The sequence below is a fragment of the Streptomyces apricus genome, from assembly GCF_008369065.1.
In the GTDB taxonomy this organism is placed as follows: domain Bacteria; phylum Actinomycetota; class Actinomycetes; order Streptomycetales; family Streptomycetaceae; genus Streptomyces; species Streptomyces apricus.
The window spans coordinates 1-16,470 of record NZ_VDFC01000046.1 but is presented as its reverse complement, the minus strand read 5'-3'; the positions used below and the strand labels follow the sequence as shown (position 1 = coordinate 16,470).

The 16,470-nt window shown below is 73.4% G+C and carries 13 protein-coding genes; 6 read left to right on the top strand and 7 right to left on the bottom strand.

The genetic code is table 11. The features are described from left to right. The coding region (locus FGF04_RS20125) for a glycoside hydrolase family 10 protein (RefSeq protein ID WP_149513729.1) at positions 1–1,188 on the top strand (1,188 nt) is incomplete at its 5' end. Positions 1,189–1,256: 68 nt separating this feature from the next. Here the strand turns inward: FGF04_RS20125 and FGF04_RS20120 are convergent. Then, positions 1,257–1,451, bottom strand: a complete 195-nt coding sequence (locus tag FGF04_RS20120; protein ID WP_149512715.1) for a DUF1918 domain-containing protein — start codon at positions 1,449–1,451, stop codon at positions 1,257–1,259. 139 nt (positions 1,452–1,590) lie between these two features. Next, entirely contained in the window at positions 1,591–2,418 is an 828-nt protein-coding gene (locus tag FGF04_RS20115; protein WP_149512714.1) for a DMT family transporter, read from the bottom strand. A 231-nt stretch (positions 2,419–2,649) separates the two neighbouring features. Here FGF04_RS20115 and FGF04_RS20110 point away from each other — a divergent pair, with 231 nt between their 5' ends. After that, positions 2,650–4,098: an aminotransferase-like domain-containing protein gene (locus tag FGF04_RS20110; RefSeq protein WP_149512713.1), complete on the top strand. Its 1,449-nt coding sequence runs from the start codon at positions 2,650–2,652 to the stop codon at positions 4,096–4,098. Between the two features lie 88 nt (positions 4,099–4,186). After that, on the top strand, positions 4,187–4,771 hold the full coding sequence (locus tag FGF04_RS20105) for a histidine phosphatase family protein (RefSeq protein ID WP_149512712.1): 585 nt from the start codon (positions 4,187–4,189) through the stop codon (positions 4,769–4,771). Here the strand turns inward: FGF04_RS20105 and FGF04_RS20100 are convergent. Then, positions 4,753–5,217, bottom strand: coding sequence for a DUF6314 family protein (locus tag FGF04_RS20100; RefSeq protein WP_149513728.1), 465 nt, complete (start codon positions 5,215–5,217; stop codon positions 4,753–4,755). The two genes, FGF04_RS20105 and FGF04_RS20100, sit on opposite strands and share 19 nt — an antisense overlap. Positions 5,218–5,351: 134 nt before the next feature. On the opposite strand from FGF04_RS20100, the gene FGF04_RS20095 reads away from it, so the two are divergent. Further along, positions 5,352–7,847, top strand: coding sequence for an alpha-L-arabinofuranosidase C-terminal domain-containing protein (locus tag FGF04_RS20095; protein ID WP_149512711.1), 2,496 nt, complete (start codon positions 5,352–5,354; stop codon positions 7,845–7,847). Positions 7,848–7,884: 37 nt separating this feature from the next. On the opposite strand, the gene FGF04_RS20090 is transcribed toward FGF04_RS20095, so the two are convergent. Beyond that, positions 7,885–8,952: a hypothetical protein gene (locus tag FGF04_RS20090; protein ID WP_149512710.1), complete on the bottom strand. Its 1,068-nt coding sequence runs from the start codon at positions 8,950–8,952 to the stop codon at positions 7,885–7,887. Between the two features lie 113 nt (positions 8,953–9,065). Between FGF04_RS20090 and secD the strand changes: the two genes are divergently transcribed. Next, positions 9,066–11,363, top strand: a complete 2,298-nt coding sequence (gene secD, locus FGF04_RS20085) for a protein translocase subunit SecD (protein WP_149512709.1) — start codon at positions 9,066–9,068, stop codon at positions 11,361–11,363. Positions 11,364–11,448: 85 nt separating this feature from the next. After that, positions 11,449–12,696 (top strand): saccharopine dehydrogenase family protein, encoded by a 1,248-nt coding sequence (locus FGF04_RS20080; RefSeq protein ID WP_149512708.1) that lies wholly within the window; start codon positions 11,449–11,451, stop codon positions 12,694–12,696. An 18-nt stretch (positions 12,697–12,714) separates the two neighbouring features. Here FGF04_RS20080 and FGF04_RS20075 read toward each other — a convergent pair whose 3' ends face one another. From FGF04_RS20075 to FGF04_RS20065, 3 genes are all read right to left on the bottom strand, one after another. Beyond that, a complete protein-coding gene (locus FGF04_RS20075) occupies positions 12,715–13,308 on the bottom strand; it encodes a DinB family protein (RefSeq protein ID WP_149512707.1) in 594 nt (197 codons plus the stop codon). A 93-nt stretch (positions 13,309–13,401) separates the two neighbouring features. After that, positions 13,402–15,795: an ATP-binding cassette domain-containing protein gene (locus FGF04_RS20070; protein ID WP_149512706.1), complete on the bottom strand. Its 2,394-nt coding sequence runs from the start codon at positions 15,793–15,795 to the stop codon at positions 13,402–13,404. 89 nt (positions 15,796–15,884) lie between these two features. Beyond that, on the bottom strand, positions 15,885–16,433 hold the full coding sequence (locus FGF04_RS20065; RefSeq protein ID WP_149512705.1) for a TetR/AcrR family transcriptional regulator: 549 nt from the start codon (positions 16,431–16,433) through the stop codon (positions 15,885–15,887). Positions 16,434–16,470 lie beyond the last annotated feature (37 nt).

Below are 16,470 nucleotides of genomic sequence, written 5' to 3'. Positions count from 1 at the left end.
GGCGGGGGCGGGGGCGGTGAGTCCGGTGCCTCCCGGCGCCGTCGCCGGCACCGGGATCCCGCGGGCGCGCTGCGCGGCATGTGGCTGGCGACGGTGGCGAACCGCGACTGGCCCTCGAAGCCCGGGCTGACCGCGGCGGCGCAGCGCGCCGAACTCCTCGGCCACCTCGACACGGCGGTCGAGCGCCGGCTGAACGCCGTGATCTTCCAGGTGCGGCCCACGGCCGACGCCCTGTGGCCCTCGCCGCACGAACCCTGGGCGCAGTGCCTGACCGGCGTCCAGGGCAAGGACCCCGGCTGGGACCCGCTGGGCACCGCCGTCGAGGAGGCCCACGCCCGCGGACTGGAACTGCACGCCTGGTTCAACCCGTACCGCGTCGCCAACCACACCGACCCGGCGAGGCTCGTCGCCTCGCACCCGGCCCGCGTCCACCCCGACTGGGTCGTGCCGTACGGCGGGAAGCTCTACTACAACCCGGGGCTGCCCGAGGTCCGCGCCTTCGTCCAGGACGCGATGCTGGACGCGGTGAAGAAGTACGCCGTCGACGCCGTCCACTGGGACGACTACTTCTACCCGTACCCGGTCGCGGGCCAGAGCTTCGACGACGACGCCGCGTACGCCGCGCACGGCGGGCAGTACCCCGACCGGGCGGCGTGGCGGCGCGACAACATCGACCGGCTGGTGCGGGAGACGGCCGCGCGCATCAAGGAGGCGCGGCCCGCCGCGAAGTTCGGGATCAGCCCCTTCGGGGTGTGGCGCAACGCCGCGACCGACCCGCTGGGCTCCGACACCCGGGGCGGCGTGCAGACGTACGACGACCTGCACGCGGACACCAGGAAATGGGTGCGGGAGAACTGGATCGACTACATCTGCCCGCAGCTGTACTGGAACATCGGCTTCGCCGCCGCCGACTACGCGAAGCTGGTGCCCTGGTGGGCCTCGGTCGCGGAGGGCACCGGCACCAAGCTGTACGTCGGCGAGGCGCTCTACAAGGCCGGCGACCCCGCGCAGCCCACGGCCTGGCAGGATCCGGCGGAGCTGTCGAAGCACCTCACCCTGGCCGCGGGGCACCCGCAGGTGGGCGGGCATGTGTTCTTCTCGGCCAAGGAGGTGGCGGCCGACCGGATCGGGGCCATGGCCAGGGTGGTCGCCGACCACTACCGGCAGCCGACGGAGCCGGCCCGCTGATCCGGTGGCCCGCCGATCCGATCCGCTGATCCGGCCCGCCGACCCACCGGCCCGCCGATCCGGTCCGCTCAGCGGCCGTCCTCGCGGTGGCGGACCACGCAGTCGGGTCCGGGCGACATCAGACTCTCGTGACCGTCCTCGAAGCGGACCCGGTAAGGGGGGTTGCCGCGCTGGCCGAGCACCTCGATGACTTCCGCGACCCGGTCGTGCTGCCCGACGATCCTGCCGTGCACCAGCAGCTGGTCGCCTACGGTTGCCTGCATCGGTGGGGCCTCCTCGTTCCGCACGGGAGTGGCGATTCGTGACCGCAAGTCTACGGCGCGTGGTGGCAGTTGGGACCTGCCCGCACAAACCGGCCGTCCCGGGCCGTCCGCGGGAGGCCGGCCGTCCCGGGGCGGCCGGTCAGGTGCGGGCCCGCTGGGTGACGGCGATGCACACCAGCACGGCGGCGGCCGCCAGCGGGGCAGCCGGGGTCAGGTGCTCGCCCAGGAGGAGCACCGACCACACGAGGGTGAGCAGCGGCTGGGCCAGCTGCAGCTGGCTGGCCCGGGGGACGCCGATGGCGGCCATGCCGCGGTACCAGACGACCAGGCCGAGGAACTGCGAACCGGCCGCCACCCACAGCAGCCCGATCACGCCGTGCGCGGTCGGTTCGACGGGCTCGTGCGACAGGGCGAGCGCCGCCGCCGGCACCGTGAGCGGCAGGCACAGGACCAGCGCCCAGCCGATGACCTGCCAGCCCGGCATCGCGCGGGCCAGCCGGCCGCCCTCCGTGTAGCCCGCCGCGCAGACGAGCAGGGCGCCGAAGAGGTAGGCGTCCGCGCGGCTGAGGGCGCCGCCGCTCTGCTGCACGGTGAACGCGATCACCACGGCGGCGCCCGCGGACGCGGCGGCCCAGAAGGTGCGCGAGGGGCGGGTGCCGGTCCGCAGGGCCGACAGCAGGGCCGTCGTCAGGGGCAGCAGTCCGACGACGACCGCGGCGTGCGCGGTGCTCGACGTCTCCAGGGCGAGCGTGGTGAGCAGCGGGAAGCCGAGCACGACCCCGGCGCCGACGACGGCCAGCCCCGCGAGGTGGCGGCGGTCGGGGAGCGGGACGCGCAGCCACAGCAGGCAGCCGCCCGCGATCGCCGCGGCCAGGACGCTGCGCACCGCCACCAGCGACCACGGCCCGAAGCCCTCAAGTCCCCACGCGGTGGCGGGGAAGGTGAGCGAGAAGGCGACGACGCCCAGCGCGGCGAGGAGGGTCCCGGTACGGGGATCGGGGTGGGGGCCGAGACGGTCACGGGGCTCACCCGGAACCGCTCCACGAGCGCCCGGCTGGACGGCAGCTTTCCACCGGAAGAGTAGCGGTCCAGCTCGCTCCGCAGGCTACTGACCAGATCACCGACGCTGCTACGCTCATGCATGAGAGCAGACGATAGCGCTACCGCACAGAAGTCGATAGCGCTATCGTCTGCTCTCATGCATGAGCGTAGCAGCGTCGGTGATCTGGTCAGTAGCCTGCGGAGCGAGCTGGACCGCTACTCTTCCGGTGGAAAGCTGCCGTCCAGCCGGGCGCTCGTGGAGCGGTTCCGGGTGAGCCCCGTGACCGTCTCCCGGGCGCTCGCCCAGCTCTCCGCCGAGGGGCTGGTGGTCACCCGGCCCGGCGCGGGGGCGTTCCGCGCCGCGCCGCGCGCCGCCGGGCCCGTCGCCGGGGACACCTCCTGGCAGGAGGTCGCGCTCAGCGCGGACGCCACCAGCGAACTCGTCCCCCGCACCGTGGACGCCTCCGGGGTACTGGTCTCGCTGGCCGCGCCGCCACCGGGGGTGGTCGAGTTCAACGGCGGCTACCTGCACCCCTCGCTCCAGCCGGAACGGGCGATGGCCGCCGCGCTGTCCCGGGCGGGCCGGCGCCCCGGCGCCTGGGGCAGGCCGCCCACGGAGGGCCTGCCCGAGCTGCGCGAGTGGTTCGCGCGGGGCATCGGCGGCGCCGTCACCGCCGCCGAGGTGCTGATCACGGCGGGCGGCCAGTCCGCGCTGACCACCGCACTGCGCGCCCTGGCCCCGCCCGGCGCCCCGGTCCTCGTCGAGTCGCCCACCTATCCGGGCATGCTGGCGATCGCCCGCGCCGCCGGACTGCGGCCCGTACCCGTGCCGGTGGACCGGGACGGGGTGAAGCCGGACCTGCTCGCCGACGCGTTCGCGGCCACCGGCGCCCGGGTCTTCGTCTGCCAGCCGCTGTTCCAGAACCCGACCGGCGCGGTGCTCGCCCCGGAGCGGCGGGGCGAGGTGCTGCGGATCGCCCGGGCGGCGGGCGCCTTCGTCGTCGAGGACGACTTCGTGCGGCGGCTCGTGCACGAGGACGCGGGCCCGCTGCCCAGGCCGCTGGCCGCGGACGACCCCGACGGGGTCGTCGTGCACGTCTGCTCGCTCACCAAGGCCACCTCGCCGAGCTTCCGGGTGAGCGCGCTGGCCGCCCGCGGGCCCGTCCTGGAACGGCTGCGGGCGATCCAGGTCGTCGACACCTTCTTCGTGCCGCGGCCCCTGCAGGAGGCGGCCCTGGAACTCGTCGGCTCGCCGGCCTGGCCCCGCCACCTGCGGGCGGTCTCGGGCGAACTGCGCGCCCGCCGCGAGGCGATGACCGCCGCGCTGCGGCTGCGCCTGCCCGAACTGCCCCTGCCGCACGTCCCGGCCGGCGGCTACCAACTGTGGCTGCGCCTGCCCGACGGCACCGACGAGCAGGCCCTCCTCGCCGCCGCCCTGCGCGCGGGCGTGGCCGTCACCCCCGGCCGCCCCTACTTCAGCGCCGAGCCCCCGGCGGCCCACCTGCGGCTCAGCTTCGCCGCGGTCGCGGGCGCCGCGGAGATCACCGAGGGGGTTCGCAGACTGCGTACGGCATGTGTCGAGACCGGCGCGGTCGCGGCCTCCTGAGGGTGCGGGCCGGGCCGTCCCGTGAGTATTCGGTGAGCGCTGCCGATCACCTCTTGACCTGCGCGGTCCCGGCGCCCACGATCGCCGCATGCCTGTTCGGGTCACGCTGATCGCCGCCGCCCGCGGTTCCTCGCTGCTCGCCGAGCGCTTCGACGACGACCGGCCGCTGGACCAGGCGGGCTGGGGCGAGGTGCAGCGCGCCGCCCACGCCCTGGTGCCGCTGGCGGTGGCCGAGCTGCGCTACTGCTCGCCGACCCCGCGCAGCCGGGCCACCGGGGACGGGCTCGGGCTCACGCCGCTGGCCCAGCCGGCCCTGCGGGACTGCGACATGGGCCGCTGGCGCGGACTGACCCTCGGTGAGGCGATGGCCCGGGAGCCCGAGGCCGTGGACGCCTGGCTCGCCGACCCGTACTCCACGGCCCACGGCGGCGAATCGCTGGTGGAGTTCGTGCAGCGGGTGGGCGGCTGGCTCGACACCCGCCCCGCCGACGACGGCGTCAGGATCGTCGCCGTGGCCGAACCCGCGGTCGTGCGCGCTGCCCTCGTCCACGCCCTCAGGGCGCACCCGTCGACGTACTGGAACCTGGACGTCCGCCCGCTGTCGACGGCCACGCTCGTCGGCCACGCCGGCCGCTGGAACCTGCGGTTCGACTCTCACCACGAACGCGTGTAGTCCGTCGTCAGGACCAGGTCCTTGGCCGGGCCGCCCACCCGCCACACCGTCCGCCAGCGGTCCGCGTCGAACACGGTGAACTCACCCCGGTAGAGGTCCGCCGAGCACGGATGGTCGGCGACGTACCGGCCGGTGGCGAGGTCCAGGTCGTGGAAGGGGCGGCCGTCGGCGAACCGCACGTCGGCCCGGCTCGCCCCGCCGCCCGGCAGGAACCTCAGGGTCCGCTCGGCGGGCCGGGTCACGCCCTGCCACTCGAACATGCCGGACTCGTGGTGGAGCAGCCCCTCCCAGGCGGAGCCGGGTCCGTCGCCGTCCGGCGGCTCGAAGCTCGTCGTCCCCTCGAAGGTGCCCGCCGCCCCGCTCGCGAGGTCCCGCACCGAGCGCCGTACCCGCCAGCCCCCGGCCAGGTACGCCAGTACATCGTCCACCGGCCGGAATCCGGRCATCCCCTCCGCCACCGCGGCCTCTCCCGTCCGATCCATTGACGCACTCCTGCCTCCTCCCTATCTTGCCGTTCGAAGTATTGATCAGCGTCCGAGATGTCGAACATGCCGCACCCTCTCAGAGCCGCGGAGGATCCATGTCCCCTGTCCGTACGCGCCGCAGACGCTCCCTCCTGGCCGGCGCCCTGCTGGCCGCCTCCTTCCTCGCCCCGGCCCCGGTGGCCGCCGCCCCCGCGGACGCCGCCGGGGGCGCGGTGACCGACTACGCGATCACCGTCGACCCCGGGGCCGCGGGCCCGGAGATCGCCGACACGATGTACGGCGTCTTCTTCGAGGACATCAACCGGGCCGCGGACGGCGGTCTGTACGCGGAGCTCGTGCAGAACCGGTCCTTCGAGTACTCCACGGCCGACAACCGCTCGTACACGCCCCTCACCGCCTGGACCGTCGACGGCAGCGCGAAGACCCTGGACGACGACGGCCGGCTGAACGCCCGCAACCGCACCTACCTCGCCCTGGACGGCGGCTCCTCCGTCACCAACGCGGGCTACAACACCGGGATCGCGGTGGAGGAGGGCAAGGCCTACGACTTCTCCGTGTGGGCCCGCGCCGGAGCGGGTGCCACCCTGACGGTCGCCCTGGGGGACGCCGGGGGCGAACTGGCCCGGGCGCGCCGCGTCACCGCCCGCGGCGGCTGGGCGAAGTACACGGCACGCCTCACCGCCGCCCGCACCGGCACCGACGGCCGCCTCACGGTGTCCGCGGACCGCCCGGCCGCGCTCGACATGGTCTCGCTGATCCCGCGCGACACCTACAAGGGCCACGGCCTGCGCGAGGACCTGGCGCGCAGGATCGCCGCCCTGCGCCCCGGCTTCGTCCGCTTCCCGGGCGGCTGCCTGGTCAACACCGGCAGCATGGAGGGCTACGACGAGGCGTCCGGCTGGCAGCGCACCCGCGCGTACCAGTGGAAGGACACCGTCGGCCCCGTCGAACAGCGCGCGACGAACGCCAACTTCTGGGGCTACAACCAGAGTTACGGGCTCGGCTACTACGAGTACTTCCAGTTCGCCGAGGACGTCGGCGCCATGCCGCTGCCCGTGGTGCCCGCCCTGGTCACCGGCTGCGGCCAGAACCGGGCCGTCGACGACGAGGCGCTGCTGGAGCGCCACATCCAGGACACCCTGGACCTCGTCGAGTTCGCCAACGGGCCGGTGACCAGCGAGTGGGGCGCGAAGCGGGCGAGGATGGGCCACCCGAGGCCCTTCGGCCTCACCCATCTCGCGGTCGGCAACGAGGAGAACCTGCCGAACGAGTTCTTCGCGCGCTTCGAGCGGTTCCGCGCGGCGCTCGCGGCGCGGTACCCGGACATCACCGTCGTCTCCAACTCTGGCCCCGACGACAGCGGTCCGACGTTCGACACCGCCTGGCGGCTCAACCGGGAGGCGGACGTCGACATGGTCGACGAGCACTACTACAACAGCCCGCAGTGGTTCCTGCAGAACAACGACCGCTACGACACCTACGACCGCAACGGCCCGAAGGTCTTCCTCGGCGAGTACGCCTCCCAGGGCAACACCTTCAAGAACGCCCTCTCCGAAGCGGCCTTCATGACCGGCCTGGAGCGCAACGCCGACGTCGTGAAGCTGGCCTCGTACGCGCCGCTGCTCGCCAACGAGGACTACGTGCAGTGGCGTCCGGACCTGATCTGGTTCAACAACCGAGCCTCCTGGAACTCCGCCAACTACGAGGTGCAGAAGCTCTTCATGCGCAACACCGGCGACCGGGTGGTCCCGTCGAGCGCGACCGCCACCCCGTCGGTGAGCGGGCCCATCACGGGCGCGGTGGGCCTGTCGACGTGGGCGACGAGCGCGGCGTACGACGACGTGGAGGTCACCGGCGCGGACGGCACACGGCTGCTCGCCGACGACTTCTCCGGTGACGCCTCACGGTGGACCCACACGGGCGGCGGCAGCTGGAGCGTCCGGGACGGGCAGTACGTCCAGGGCGACGAGACCGCCGAGAACACCATGGTCTCCGCGGGCGACCCGGCCTGGCACGACTACGACCTGCACGTGAAGGCCACCAAGAAGGCGGGCAAGGAGGGCTTCCTCGTCGCCTTCGGGGTCAAGGACACCGGGAACTACTACTGGTGGAACCTCGGCGGCTGGAACAACACGCAGTCCGCCGTCGAACAGGCCGTGGACGGCGGCAAGTCGACGCTGGTCTCCCGGGCCGGGTCGATCGAGACGGGCCGCGCCTACGACATCGACATCGAGGTGCGCGGCCGGCAGGTGACCCTGTACCTCGACGGCCAGGAGTGGGGACGCTTCACCGACGACAAGCCGGCCGAGCCGTTCCGGCAGGTCGTCACCAGGGACGCGCGGACCGGCGACCTGATCCTCAAGGTGGTCAACGCCCAGGCGGCGGACGCCCGTACGACCGTCGACCTGGGCGGCGCGCAGGTCGGCCCGAAGGCCGCGGTGACCACCCTCGCCGCCGCGCCCGACGCCGTGAACACGGAGACGGACACGGCGGTCGCACCGGTGACGTCCACCTTCTCGGGGGTCGCGGGGAGGTTCACGTACACCTTCCCGGCGCACTCGGTGACGTTCCTGCGGATCGCGGAGCGCTGACCGCCCGCCGCCGGGGAGGGGGGGAGCGTCCCGCCGCTCAGGAGGACTTCTTGCTGCTCAGGTAGAGCTCCTGGCCGTCCTTCGTGATGGAGAAGGCGCCGTCCGCACGCAGTTCCAGGACGGCGCCTCCTTCCGGGTATCCCGTGTCGGTGGCCCACACCGGCTTGTCGTCGGGGGTGTAGACGACGAGGTTGCCGTCCTCCTGGAACACCGCCTTGTAGTTCTCGCCGGAGGTGTCGGACGCCCAGGTGGGCTGGTTCTTCTCGTCGTAGGCGACGAGGTTGCCGTCCTCCTGCATGAGCAGCTTCACATGAGCGGCCTGCACGAACTCGTTGACCTGCAGGGTCCGCCGCGGCTGGACCGTGAGCGTCTGCGGGAGGGCGGGGTCCGGAGTGGTCCGGAAGATGTCCTTGCCGTCCCGGACCACGGCGACGACACCGTCGGCGCGCAGTTCGAGGACGGCCCCGCCCTGCTGGGACGAGGTGTGCGTGGTCCACACCGTCTTGCCCTCGGCGTCCTGGACGACCAGGTTGCCGTCCTCCTGGAACACCGCCTTCCGGCCCCCGCCGGAGGTGCCGGCCTCCCAGACCTGCTCGTCCTTCTCGTCCCGGGCGACGAGGTTCCCGTCCTCCTGCATGACCAGCTTCACGTGGGCGGCTTCGAGGGACTGGCCCGCCTCCAGCGTCCGCGGGGCCTTGACCGTCAGCGACTGCGGCAGGCTTCCGTCCGCCGCCGGCTCCTTGCCGGCGCCCGGGTCGGAGGCGTCGCGGCTCACGGACGACCGCGGGCCCTTGGCCTCGGAGCCCGATCCTGAACCGTCCATGGCGACCGCCGTGGCCACCACCGCGGCGACGGCGACGGCGGCCGCGGCGCCGGTGGCGATGAGCGGCTTGCGCCGCAGCCAGGCCGGTCCCGTGCCGCGCGCGGGCGCGGCGGGCGCCCCGGTCTGCGGCGAGGACGCCACGTACCGGGTCTGCACGGCGGTCGCCTGGGCCGGCCCCGGGGCGCCGGGCGGCACGGCGCCGATCCGCGTGGGCGCGTCCGGCGACACGAGCGTCGCCGGTGCGGGGGAGGCGGGCGCGGGAGGAGTCTGCGCCTGCGGCACTGCGCGCAGCACAGCGGGCGCGGCCCGCCGCCTCCCACCGGTATCTGACGCCACCCCGTCGATCCCCACCGCGGCCGCGACACGCGACTGCGGTACGCCTGTTGGAGGCATCCTTGACGCGCGCCCTTCGCGTGCGGGCGTTTCTCGCCCTGGCCGTACTCGCCCTGTCCCTCTACATCACCGCCACCGTGCCCGTCCGTCTCGGACTCGACCTGCGCGGCGGCACCCAGATCGTCCTGGAGACCCGCGACTCACCCACCGCCGAGGCCGACTCCGAGGCCACCGACCGCACCCTGGAGGTACTGCGCCGGCGCATCGACGCGCTCGGCGTCGCCGAACCCACCATCGCCCGTTCCGGGGACCACCGGATCGTCGTCGAGCTGCCCGGCGTCCAGGACCCGCGCGAGGCCGCCGGCGTCCTCGGCCGTACCGCGCAGCTCTCCTTCCACCCCGTGCTCGGCACGGCCGACACCCAGGAGGTACCGTCCGAGCCGCGGTCCGGACGCCGGGGCGAGCGCGTGCTCGACGACGAGTCCGGGCTCCCCGTGCGGCTGGGCCCGTCGGCGCTCACCGGCGCGGACGTCGGGAGCGCCGAGGCGCGCATCGACCAGCAGGGCGGCGCCGGCTGGTTCGTAGGCATCGAGTTCGAGGGCGCGGGCGACGGCGCCTGGGCGCGGCTGACGGGCGAGGCCGCCTGCCACCCGGCCGGCGATCCGGCCCGCCGTGTCGCCATCGTCCTGGACGACGAGGTCATCTCCTCGCCGCAGGTCGACGGGTCCGTCGGCTGCCGTACGGGGATCACCGGCGGATCCACCCGGATCACCGGCTCGTTCGACCGGGAGGAGGCGCGCGAGCTGGGCCTGCTCGTCAACGGCGGCGCCCTGCCGGTGCCGGTCGAGACCGTGGAGCAGCGCACCGTCGGCCCGACCCTGGGCGCCGCGGCCATCGAGGCCTCCGCCCGGGCCGCCGTCATCGGCACCGCGCTGACCTCGCTGTTCGTCATCGCCGTCTACCGGCTCCTGGGCGCCCTGGCCGCCGTGGCCCTGGTCTGTTACGGGGTCGTCTCCTACGCGGCCCTGGCCGCACTCGGCGCCACCCTCACCCTGCCGGGGCTCGCCGGGTTCGTCCTGGCGATCGGCATGGCCGTCGACGCCAACGTGCTCGTCTTCGAGCGGGCTCGGGAGGAGTACGCGGCGCGCGGAAAGGGGGTGCGCGGGAAGGGGGTGCGCCCCGCCCTCACCGCCGGGTTCCGCAACGCCTTCAGCGCCGTCGCCGACTCCAACGTCACCACCCTCATCGCCGCCGGGCTGCTCTTCCTCCTGGCGTCCGGGCCCGTCAAGGGCTTCGGCGTGACCCTGGGCATCGGGGTGCTGGCCTCGATGTTCAGTGCCCTGGTCGTCACCCGTGTCCTCGCCGACCTCGCGGTGGCCCGCCGCTCGGTGCGGCGCCGTCCCCACCTCACCGGCATCGCGGACACCGGGCGGGTCCGCGACCGGCTCACCCGCCGTGACCCCGATCTGATGCGGCGGGGGCGCGCCTGGCTGGCCGGGMCGGCGGTCGCGCTCGTCCTCGCCGGGTCGGGTGTCGCGGTGCGGGGGCTGGACTTCGGCGTGGAGTTCACCGGCGGGCGGCTCATCGAGTACACCGCCTCCGCGCCGGTGGACGCCGACCGGGCCCGGGAGGCCCTCGCCGACGCGGGGCTGCCCCGGGCGGTCGTGCAGACGTCCGGCGACGGCGACCTCAGCGTGCGCACCGGGGACCTGTCCGACGCGGAGGCGGCGAAGGTGGACGAGACGGTCGACGGCCTGGCGGGCGGCGCTGAGAAGGTCCGCGACGAGCTGATCGGCCCGAGCCTCGGGGACGAGTTGCGCCGCGGGGCGCTCGTCGCCCTGGCCACGGCGCTGGGCGCGCAACTGCTGTATCTGGCGGTGCGCTTCCGCTGGGTCTTCGGGGTGTCCGCGGTCGCCGCGCTGGCGCACGACGCCGTGATCCTCGTCGGTGTCTTCGCCTGGCTGGGCAAACCGGTCGACGGGGTCTTCCTCGCGGCCCTGCTGACGGTGATCGGCTACTCGGTCAACGACTCCGTGGTCGTCTTCGACCGGATCAGGGAGCTGTCGGCGGGCGACCGCGGGACCCCGTTCGCGCGGCTCGCGAACACGGCGATCCTGCAGACCCTGCCCCGTACCGTCAACACCGGTATGGGGGCCGTGTTCATCCTCGCCGCCCTGACCCTGCTGGGCGGCGACTCCCTGACCGACTTCGCGCTCGCCCTGCTCATCGGCATCGTCGTCGGCACGTACTCCTCGATGTTCACCGCGGCGCCCCTGGCGATCGAACTCGACCGCCGCACGGGCCCACGCCCCGGCGCACCGCAGGACGGACCGGAGCGCGTACCCGCGGCAGGGGTCTGACCGGGCGGTACGGCTGCTATCGTCCTGGCCCACTCAACGGGCGGGAGCCCGTCCAAGGGGCGGGCGGGACGAAGGAGTGCGCCGCATGCGGGTCCTCTTGGTCGGAGCAGGGGGCGTCGGAACCGCGATCACCAGGATCGCGGCCCGGCGCCCCTTCCTGGAGCACATGGTCGTAGCCGACCACGACCCCGCCCGGGCGGAGTCGGCCGTCGCGGCGCTCGGGGAGCACGGCGGGCGGTTCTGCGCGGTGCGGCTCGACGCCTCGAACCCGGCGGGGGTGCGGGCAGCCCTGGCGGAGCACCGGTGCGACGTCCTGCTGAACGCCACCGACCCCCGTTTCGTGCTGCCGCTGTTCGACGCGGCGCTCGCGCGGGGCACCCACTACCTGGACATGGCGATGTCCCTGTCCCGGCCGCACCCGACGCGCCCCTACGAGGAGTGCGGCGTCAAACTGGGCGACGACCAGTTCGCCCGCGCCGCCGAGTGGGAGGCGGCGGGCCGGCTCGCGCTGGTCGGCATGGGCGTGGAGCCGGGCCTGTCGGACGTGTTCGCCCGCTACGCCGCCGACGTCCTCTTCGACACGATCGAGGAGATCGGCGTCCGGGACGGCGCGAACCTGGTGGTGGACGGGTACGACTTCGCCCCGTCCTTCAGCATCTGGACGACCATCGAGGAGTGCCTCAACCCGCCCGTCGTCTACGAGGCGGACCGCGGCTGGTTCACCACGGCGCCCTTCAGCGAGCCGGAGGTCTTCGACTTCCCCGGCGGCATCGGTCCGGTGGAGTGCGTCAACGTCGAGCACGAGGAGGTGCTGCTGGTCCCGCGGTGGCTGAAGGCGGGGCGGGTCACCTTCAAGTACGGCCTGGGCGAGGAGTTCATCGCCGTCCTGCGGACCCTGCACAAGCTGGGCCTGGACCGCACCGCGCCGGTCACGGTGCACGGCGGCGCGGGCCCGGTCGCGGTCTCCCCGCGGGACGTGGTCGCCGCCTGTCTGCCCGACCCGGCCGGCCTCGGGGAGCGCATGCACGGCAGGACGTGTGCGGGTACGTGGGTCAGGGGCACCAAGGACGGCCGGCCCCGCGAGGTCTACCTCCACCACGTGGTCGACAACCAGTGGTCGATGCGGGAGTACGGCTCCCAGGCCGTGGTCTGGCAGACCGCGGTCAACCCGGTGATCGCCCTGGAACTCCTCGCGTCGGGGGCGTGGCACGGCAGCGGGGTCCTCGGCCCCGAGGCACTGCCACCCCGCCCGTTCCTCGACCTGCTCACGGAGTACGGCTCGCCATGGGGCCTGCGCGAGGACACGCCCGTACCGAAGCGGGCCGCCGACTGACCCCCGCTCCGACCGCGGTCACAGGTCACCGCCGGCCTCCCGTGCCGCGCGCTCGATCAGGCTCCGGTGGTTCTCCCACCACTCGGCGTCGCCCGGTGGAAGGGCGTCGTTGCCCTGGTTCATCCCGACGGCGCCGTCCAGGAGTTCCCGGAGGATGTCGGCGTGCCCGGCGTGGCGGTGCGTGTCGGCGACGACGCGGGTGACCGCGTGGTGCAGGGTCACCTCGTTGCGGCCGCTCGGCCACCAGGGCACGGTGCCGACGGTGTCCAGCGCCAGGGCGCCGATCGTGGCGTCCGCATGCGCCCAGGCCCGCCGGTAGAGCCCGACGATCTGCTCGCGCGACTCGTCGGTGGTGGCCCACATGTCCGCGTTGGCCCCGGCGTCCTCCGCGAGCCAGGGCAGGTGCTCGCCGAACGGCCGGCCGAAGGTGTCGCCGAGGTAGCCGAGCTCCACCCCGGCCGCGTGTTTCACCAGACCCAGGAGGTTCGTGCCGGTGGGTGTCAGCGGGCGGCGGACGTCGTACTCCGAGAGCCCGTCGAGCTTCCACAGCAGGGCGTCACGGGCCTTCTGCAGGTAGAAGCGGAGGTCGTCCTTGGGATCCGTTGTGGTCATGATCCGAGTCTGTCGCGTCCGTGATCCGTGCTCATCGGTTTCGCGGACGGCGATCCGTGCCCCGCACGGACACGGATCGCCGGAGGGGCCGGGTCAGGCGCCCACGTACTCCGCCAGGTGTTCGCCGGTGAGGGTCGTGCGTGCCTTCACCAGTTCGGCGGGGGTACCCTCGAAGACCACCCGGCCGCCGTCGTGTCCGGCGCCGGGGCCGAGGTCGACGATCCAGTCGGCGTGGGCCATCACGGCCTGGTGGTGCTCGATGACGACGACCGACTTGCCGGAGTCGACGAGCCGGTCGAGCAGGCCGAGGAGCTGTTCGACGTCGGCCAGGTGGAGGCCGGTGGTCGGTTCGTCGAGGACGTAGACGCCGCCCTCCTCCGCCATGTGCGTTGCCAGCTTGAGCCGCTGCCGTTCGCCGCCGGACAGGGTGGTGAGCGGCTGCCCCAGGGTGAGATAGCCGAGCCCGACGTCGGCGAGCCGGGTCAGGATCCTGTGGGCGGCCGGTGTGCGCGCGTCACCCGCGCCGAAGAACTCCCGCGCCTCGGACACCGGCATCGCGAGCACCTCGCTGATGTCCCGGCCGCCGAAGCGGTGTTCGAGGACCGAGGCGTCGTACCGCCTGCCCTCGCACTCCTCGCAGGTGGTGGAGATGCCGGCCATCATCCCGAGGTCGGTGTAGACGACCCCGGCGCCGTTGCAGTTCGGGCAGGCGCCCTCGGAATTGGCGCTGAACAGCGCCGGCTTGACGCCGTTGGCCTTCGCGAAGGCCTTGCGGATCGGGTCGAGCAGTCCGGTGTACGTCGCCGGGTTGCTGCGGCGCGAGCCGCGGATCGGCGCCTGGTCGACCGGGACCACGCCTTCGCCGGAGCGGAGCGACCCGTGCAGGAGCGAGCTCTTGCCCGAGCCCGCGACTCCGGTGACCACGCAGAGCACCCCGAGCGGGATGTCGACGTCGACGTCGCGCAGGTTGTGGGTGTTCGCACCGCGGATCTCCAGCGCCCCGGTGGGGGTGCGCACCGAGTCCTTGACGGCGGCCCGGTCGTCCAGGTGGCGGCCGGTGAGCGTGCCGCCCGCCCGCAGCCCTTCGACGGTGCCCTCGAAGCAGACGGTGCCGCCCGCCGTGCCGGCGCCGGGGCCGAGGTCGACGACGTGGTCGGCGATCGCGATGGTCTCCGGCTTGTGCTCCACGACGAGCACCGTGTTGCCCTTGTCCCGCAGCCGCAGGAGCAGGTCGTTCATCCGCCGGATGTCGTGCGGGTGCAGGCCGATGGTGGGCTCGTCGAAGACGTACGTGACGTCGGTGAGCGAGGAGCCGAGGTGGCGGATCATCTTGACGCGCTGCGCCTCGCCGCCCGACAGCGTGCCCGAGGGCCGCTCCAGGGAGAGGTAGCCGAGGCCGATCTCCACGAACGAGTCGAGGGTCTGCCGCAACGCGGTGAGCAGCGGCGCCACGGACGGTTCGTCGAGTGCGCGCACCCACTCGGCGAGGTCGCGGATCTCCATCGCGCAGGCGTCGGCGATGCTGAGCTCGCCGATCCGCGACGCGCGGACGGCGGCGCTGAGGCGGGTGCCCTCGCACTCCGGACAGGCGGTGAAGGTGACCGCCCGCTCCACGAAGGCGCGGATGTGCGGCTGCATCGCCTCCTTGTCCTTGGACAGGAACGACTTCTGGATCTTGGGGATCAGGCCTTCGTAGGTGAGGTTGACGCCGTTGACCTTCACCCTGGTGGGCTCGCCGTGCAGGAGGTCCCGCATCTCCTGCTCGGTGAAGTCGCGGATCGGCTTGTGCGGGTCGAAGAAGCCGGACTCGGCGTAGACGCCCACGGTCCAGACGTTGTCCGCCTTCCAGCCGGGGATGGTGAAGGCGCCCCCGGCGATGGACTTGGTGTCGTCGAAGAGCTGGGTGAGGTCGATGTCGGAGACCGAACCGCGCCCCTCGCAGTGCGTGCACATGCCGCCGGTACGGCTGAAGGTCACCTTCTCCGTCTTCGTCCTCCCGGCGCCGCGGTCGACCCGGAAACCGCCGCTGGCCGACACCGAGGCCACGTTGAAGGAGTACGCGCCGGGCGGGCCGACGTGCGGGTGCGCGAGCCGGCTGAAGAGGATGCGCAGCATCGCGTTGACGTCCGTGACGGTCCCGACCGTGGAGCGCGGGTCGGCGCCCAGGCGCTGCTGGTCGACGATGATCGCTGTCGTCAGTCCGTCGAGCACGTCGACGTCGGGCCGTGCCTGCGTCGGCATGAACCCCTGCACGAAGGCGCTGTACGTCTCGTTGATCATCCGCTGCGACTCCGCGGCGATCGTGTCGAACACGAGGGAGCTCTTGCCCGAGCCGGAGACACCGGTGAAGACCGTCAGACGGCGCTTGGGGATCTCGATGCTGACGTTCTTGAGGTTGTTCTCGCGCGCGCCGTGCACACGGATCAGGTCGTGGCTGTCGGCGGCGTGCGGCGCGGGCGGCTGCCCGCCCGTCGGGGCCATCCTCATCGTGTCTCCATCAGGGTCGCGCGTACGTCCGTGGCAGCCACGCTAGTTGCGGGGTGCGGGTGCGCGCTTCTCGATTCCTGATCGATCCGCTACGCGCGCCCGGTGGTGATCCGGGTGACGGCCTCCAGGGTCAGGGCGCGGTCGTGCGGGTCGTTGTCCAGGGCGCGGTGCAGGGTCAGTCCCTCGATGAGTGCGTCGAGCTGGCGGGCCGTGTCCGGGTCGAAGTGCTTCTCCAGGTGGACGCGGCTGCGGCCCATCCACTCGTGGGTCAGCTCCCGGTAGGCGGGCCGGCGGGCGGCCAGGATGTACAGCTCCTGGGTGAGGACCAGGTCCCGCTGGCTCCCCTCGGACAGGGCGTGGACGAGGTCCGCCACCGCCTCGCGGGCCGCGTCGCGGTCGGCCGGGGCGGAGAGGTGGGCGTCGAAGACGGCGACGATGTGGTCGGCGAAGCGCCTGAACGCCTCCCGGAGCAGCTCGTCCATGCCGCTGAAGTGGTACGTCATCGACCCCAGCGGGACACCGGCGCGCGCGGCGATCTTGCGGTGGGAGACATGGGCGAGCCCCTCGTCGGCGATGAGGTCGAGGGTCGCCGCGAGGATGCGTTCGCGGCGCTGCGGGTCGGTGTGTCCGGTGGCCATGGCGGGGGCTCTCAGAGGGTGCGGACCGGGCGGGCGG

Coding starts and splice junctions, on each gene's coding strand:
- FGF04_RS20065 (WP_149512705.1), bottom strand. CDS start 16,433: ATGGCCACCGGACACACCGACCCGCAGCGCCGCGAACGCATCCTCGCG.
- FGF04_RS20070 (WP_149512706.1), bottom strand. CDS start 15,795: ATGAGGATGGCCCCGACGGGCGGGCAGCCGCCCGCGCCGCACGCCGCC.
- FGF04_RS20095 (WP_149512711.1), top strand. CDS start 5,352: ATGTCCCCTGTCCGTACGCGCCGCAGACGCTCCCTCCTGGCCGGCGCC.
- FGF04_RS20105 (WP_149512712.1), top strand. CDS start 4,187: ATGCCTGTTCGGGTCACGCTGATCGCCGCCGCCCGCGGTTCCTCGCTG.
- FGF04_RS20110 (WP_149512713.1), top strand. CDS start 2,650: ATGCATGAGCGTAGCAGCGTCGGTGATCTGGTCAGTAGCCTGCGGAGC.
- FGF04_RS20120 (WP_149512715.1), bottom strand. CDS start 1,451: ATGCAGGCAACCGTAGGCGACCAGCTGCTGGTGCACGGCAGGATCGTC.
- FGF04_RS20080 (WP_149512708.1), top strand. CDS start 11,449: ATGCGGGTCCTCTTGGTCGGAGCAGGGGGCGTCGGAACCGCGATCACC.
- FGF04_RS20075 (WP_149512707.1), bottom strand. CDS start 13,308: ATGACCACAACGGATCCCAAGGACGACCTCCGCTTCTACCTGCAGAAG.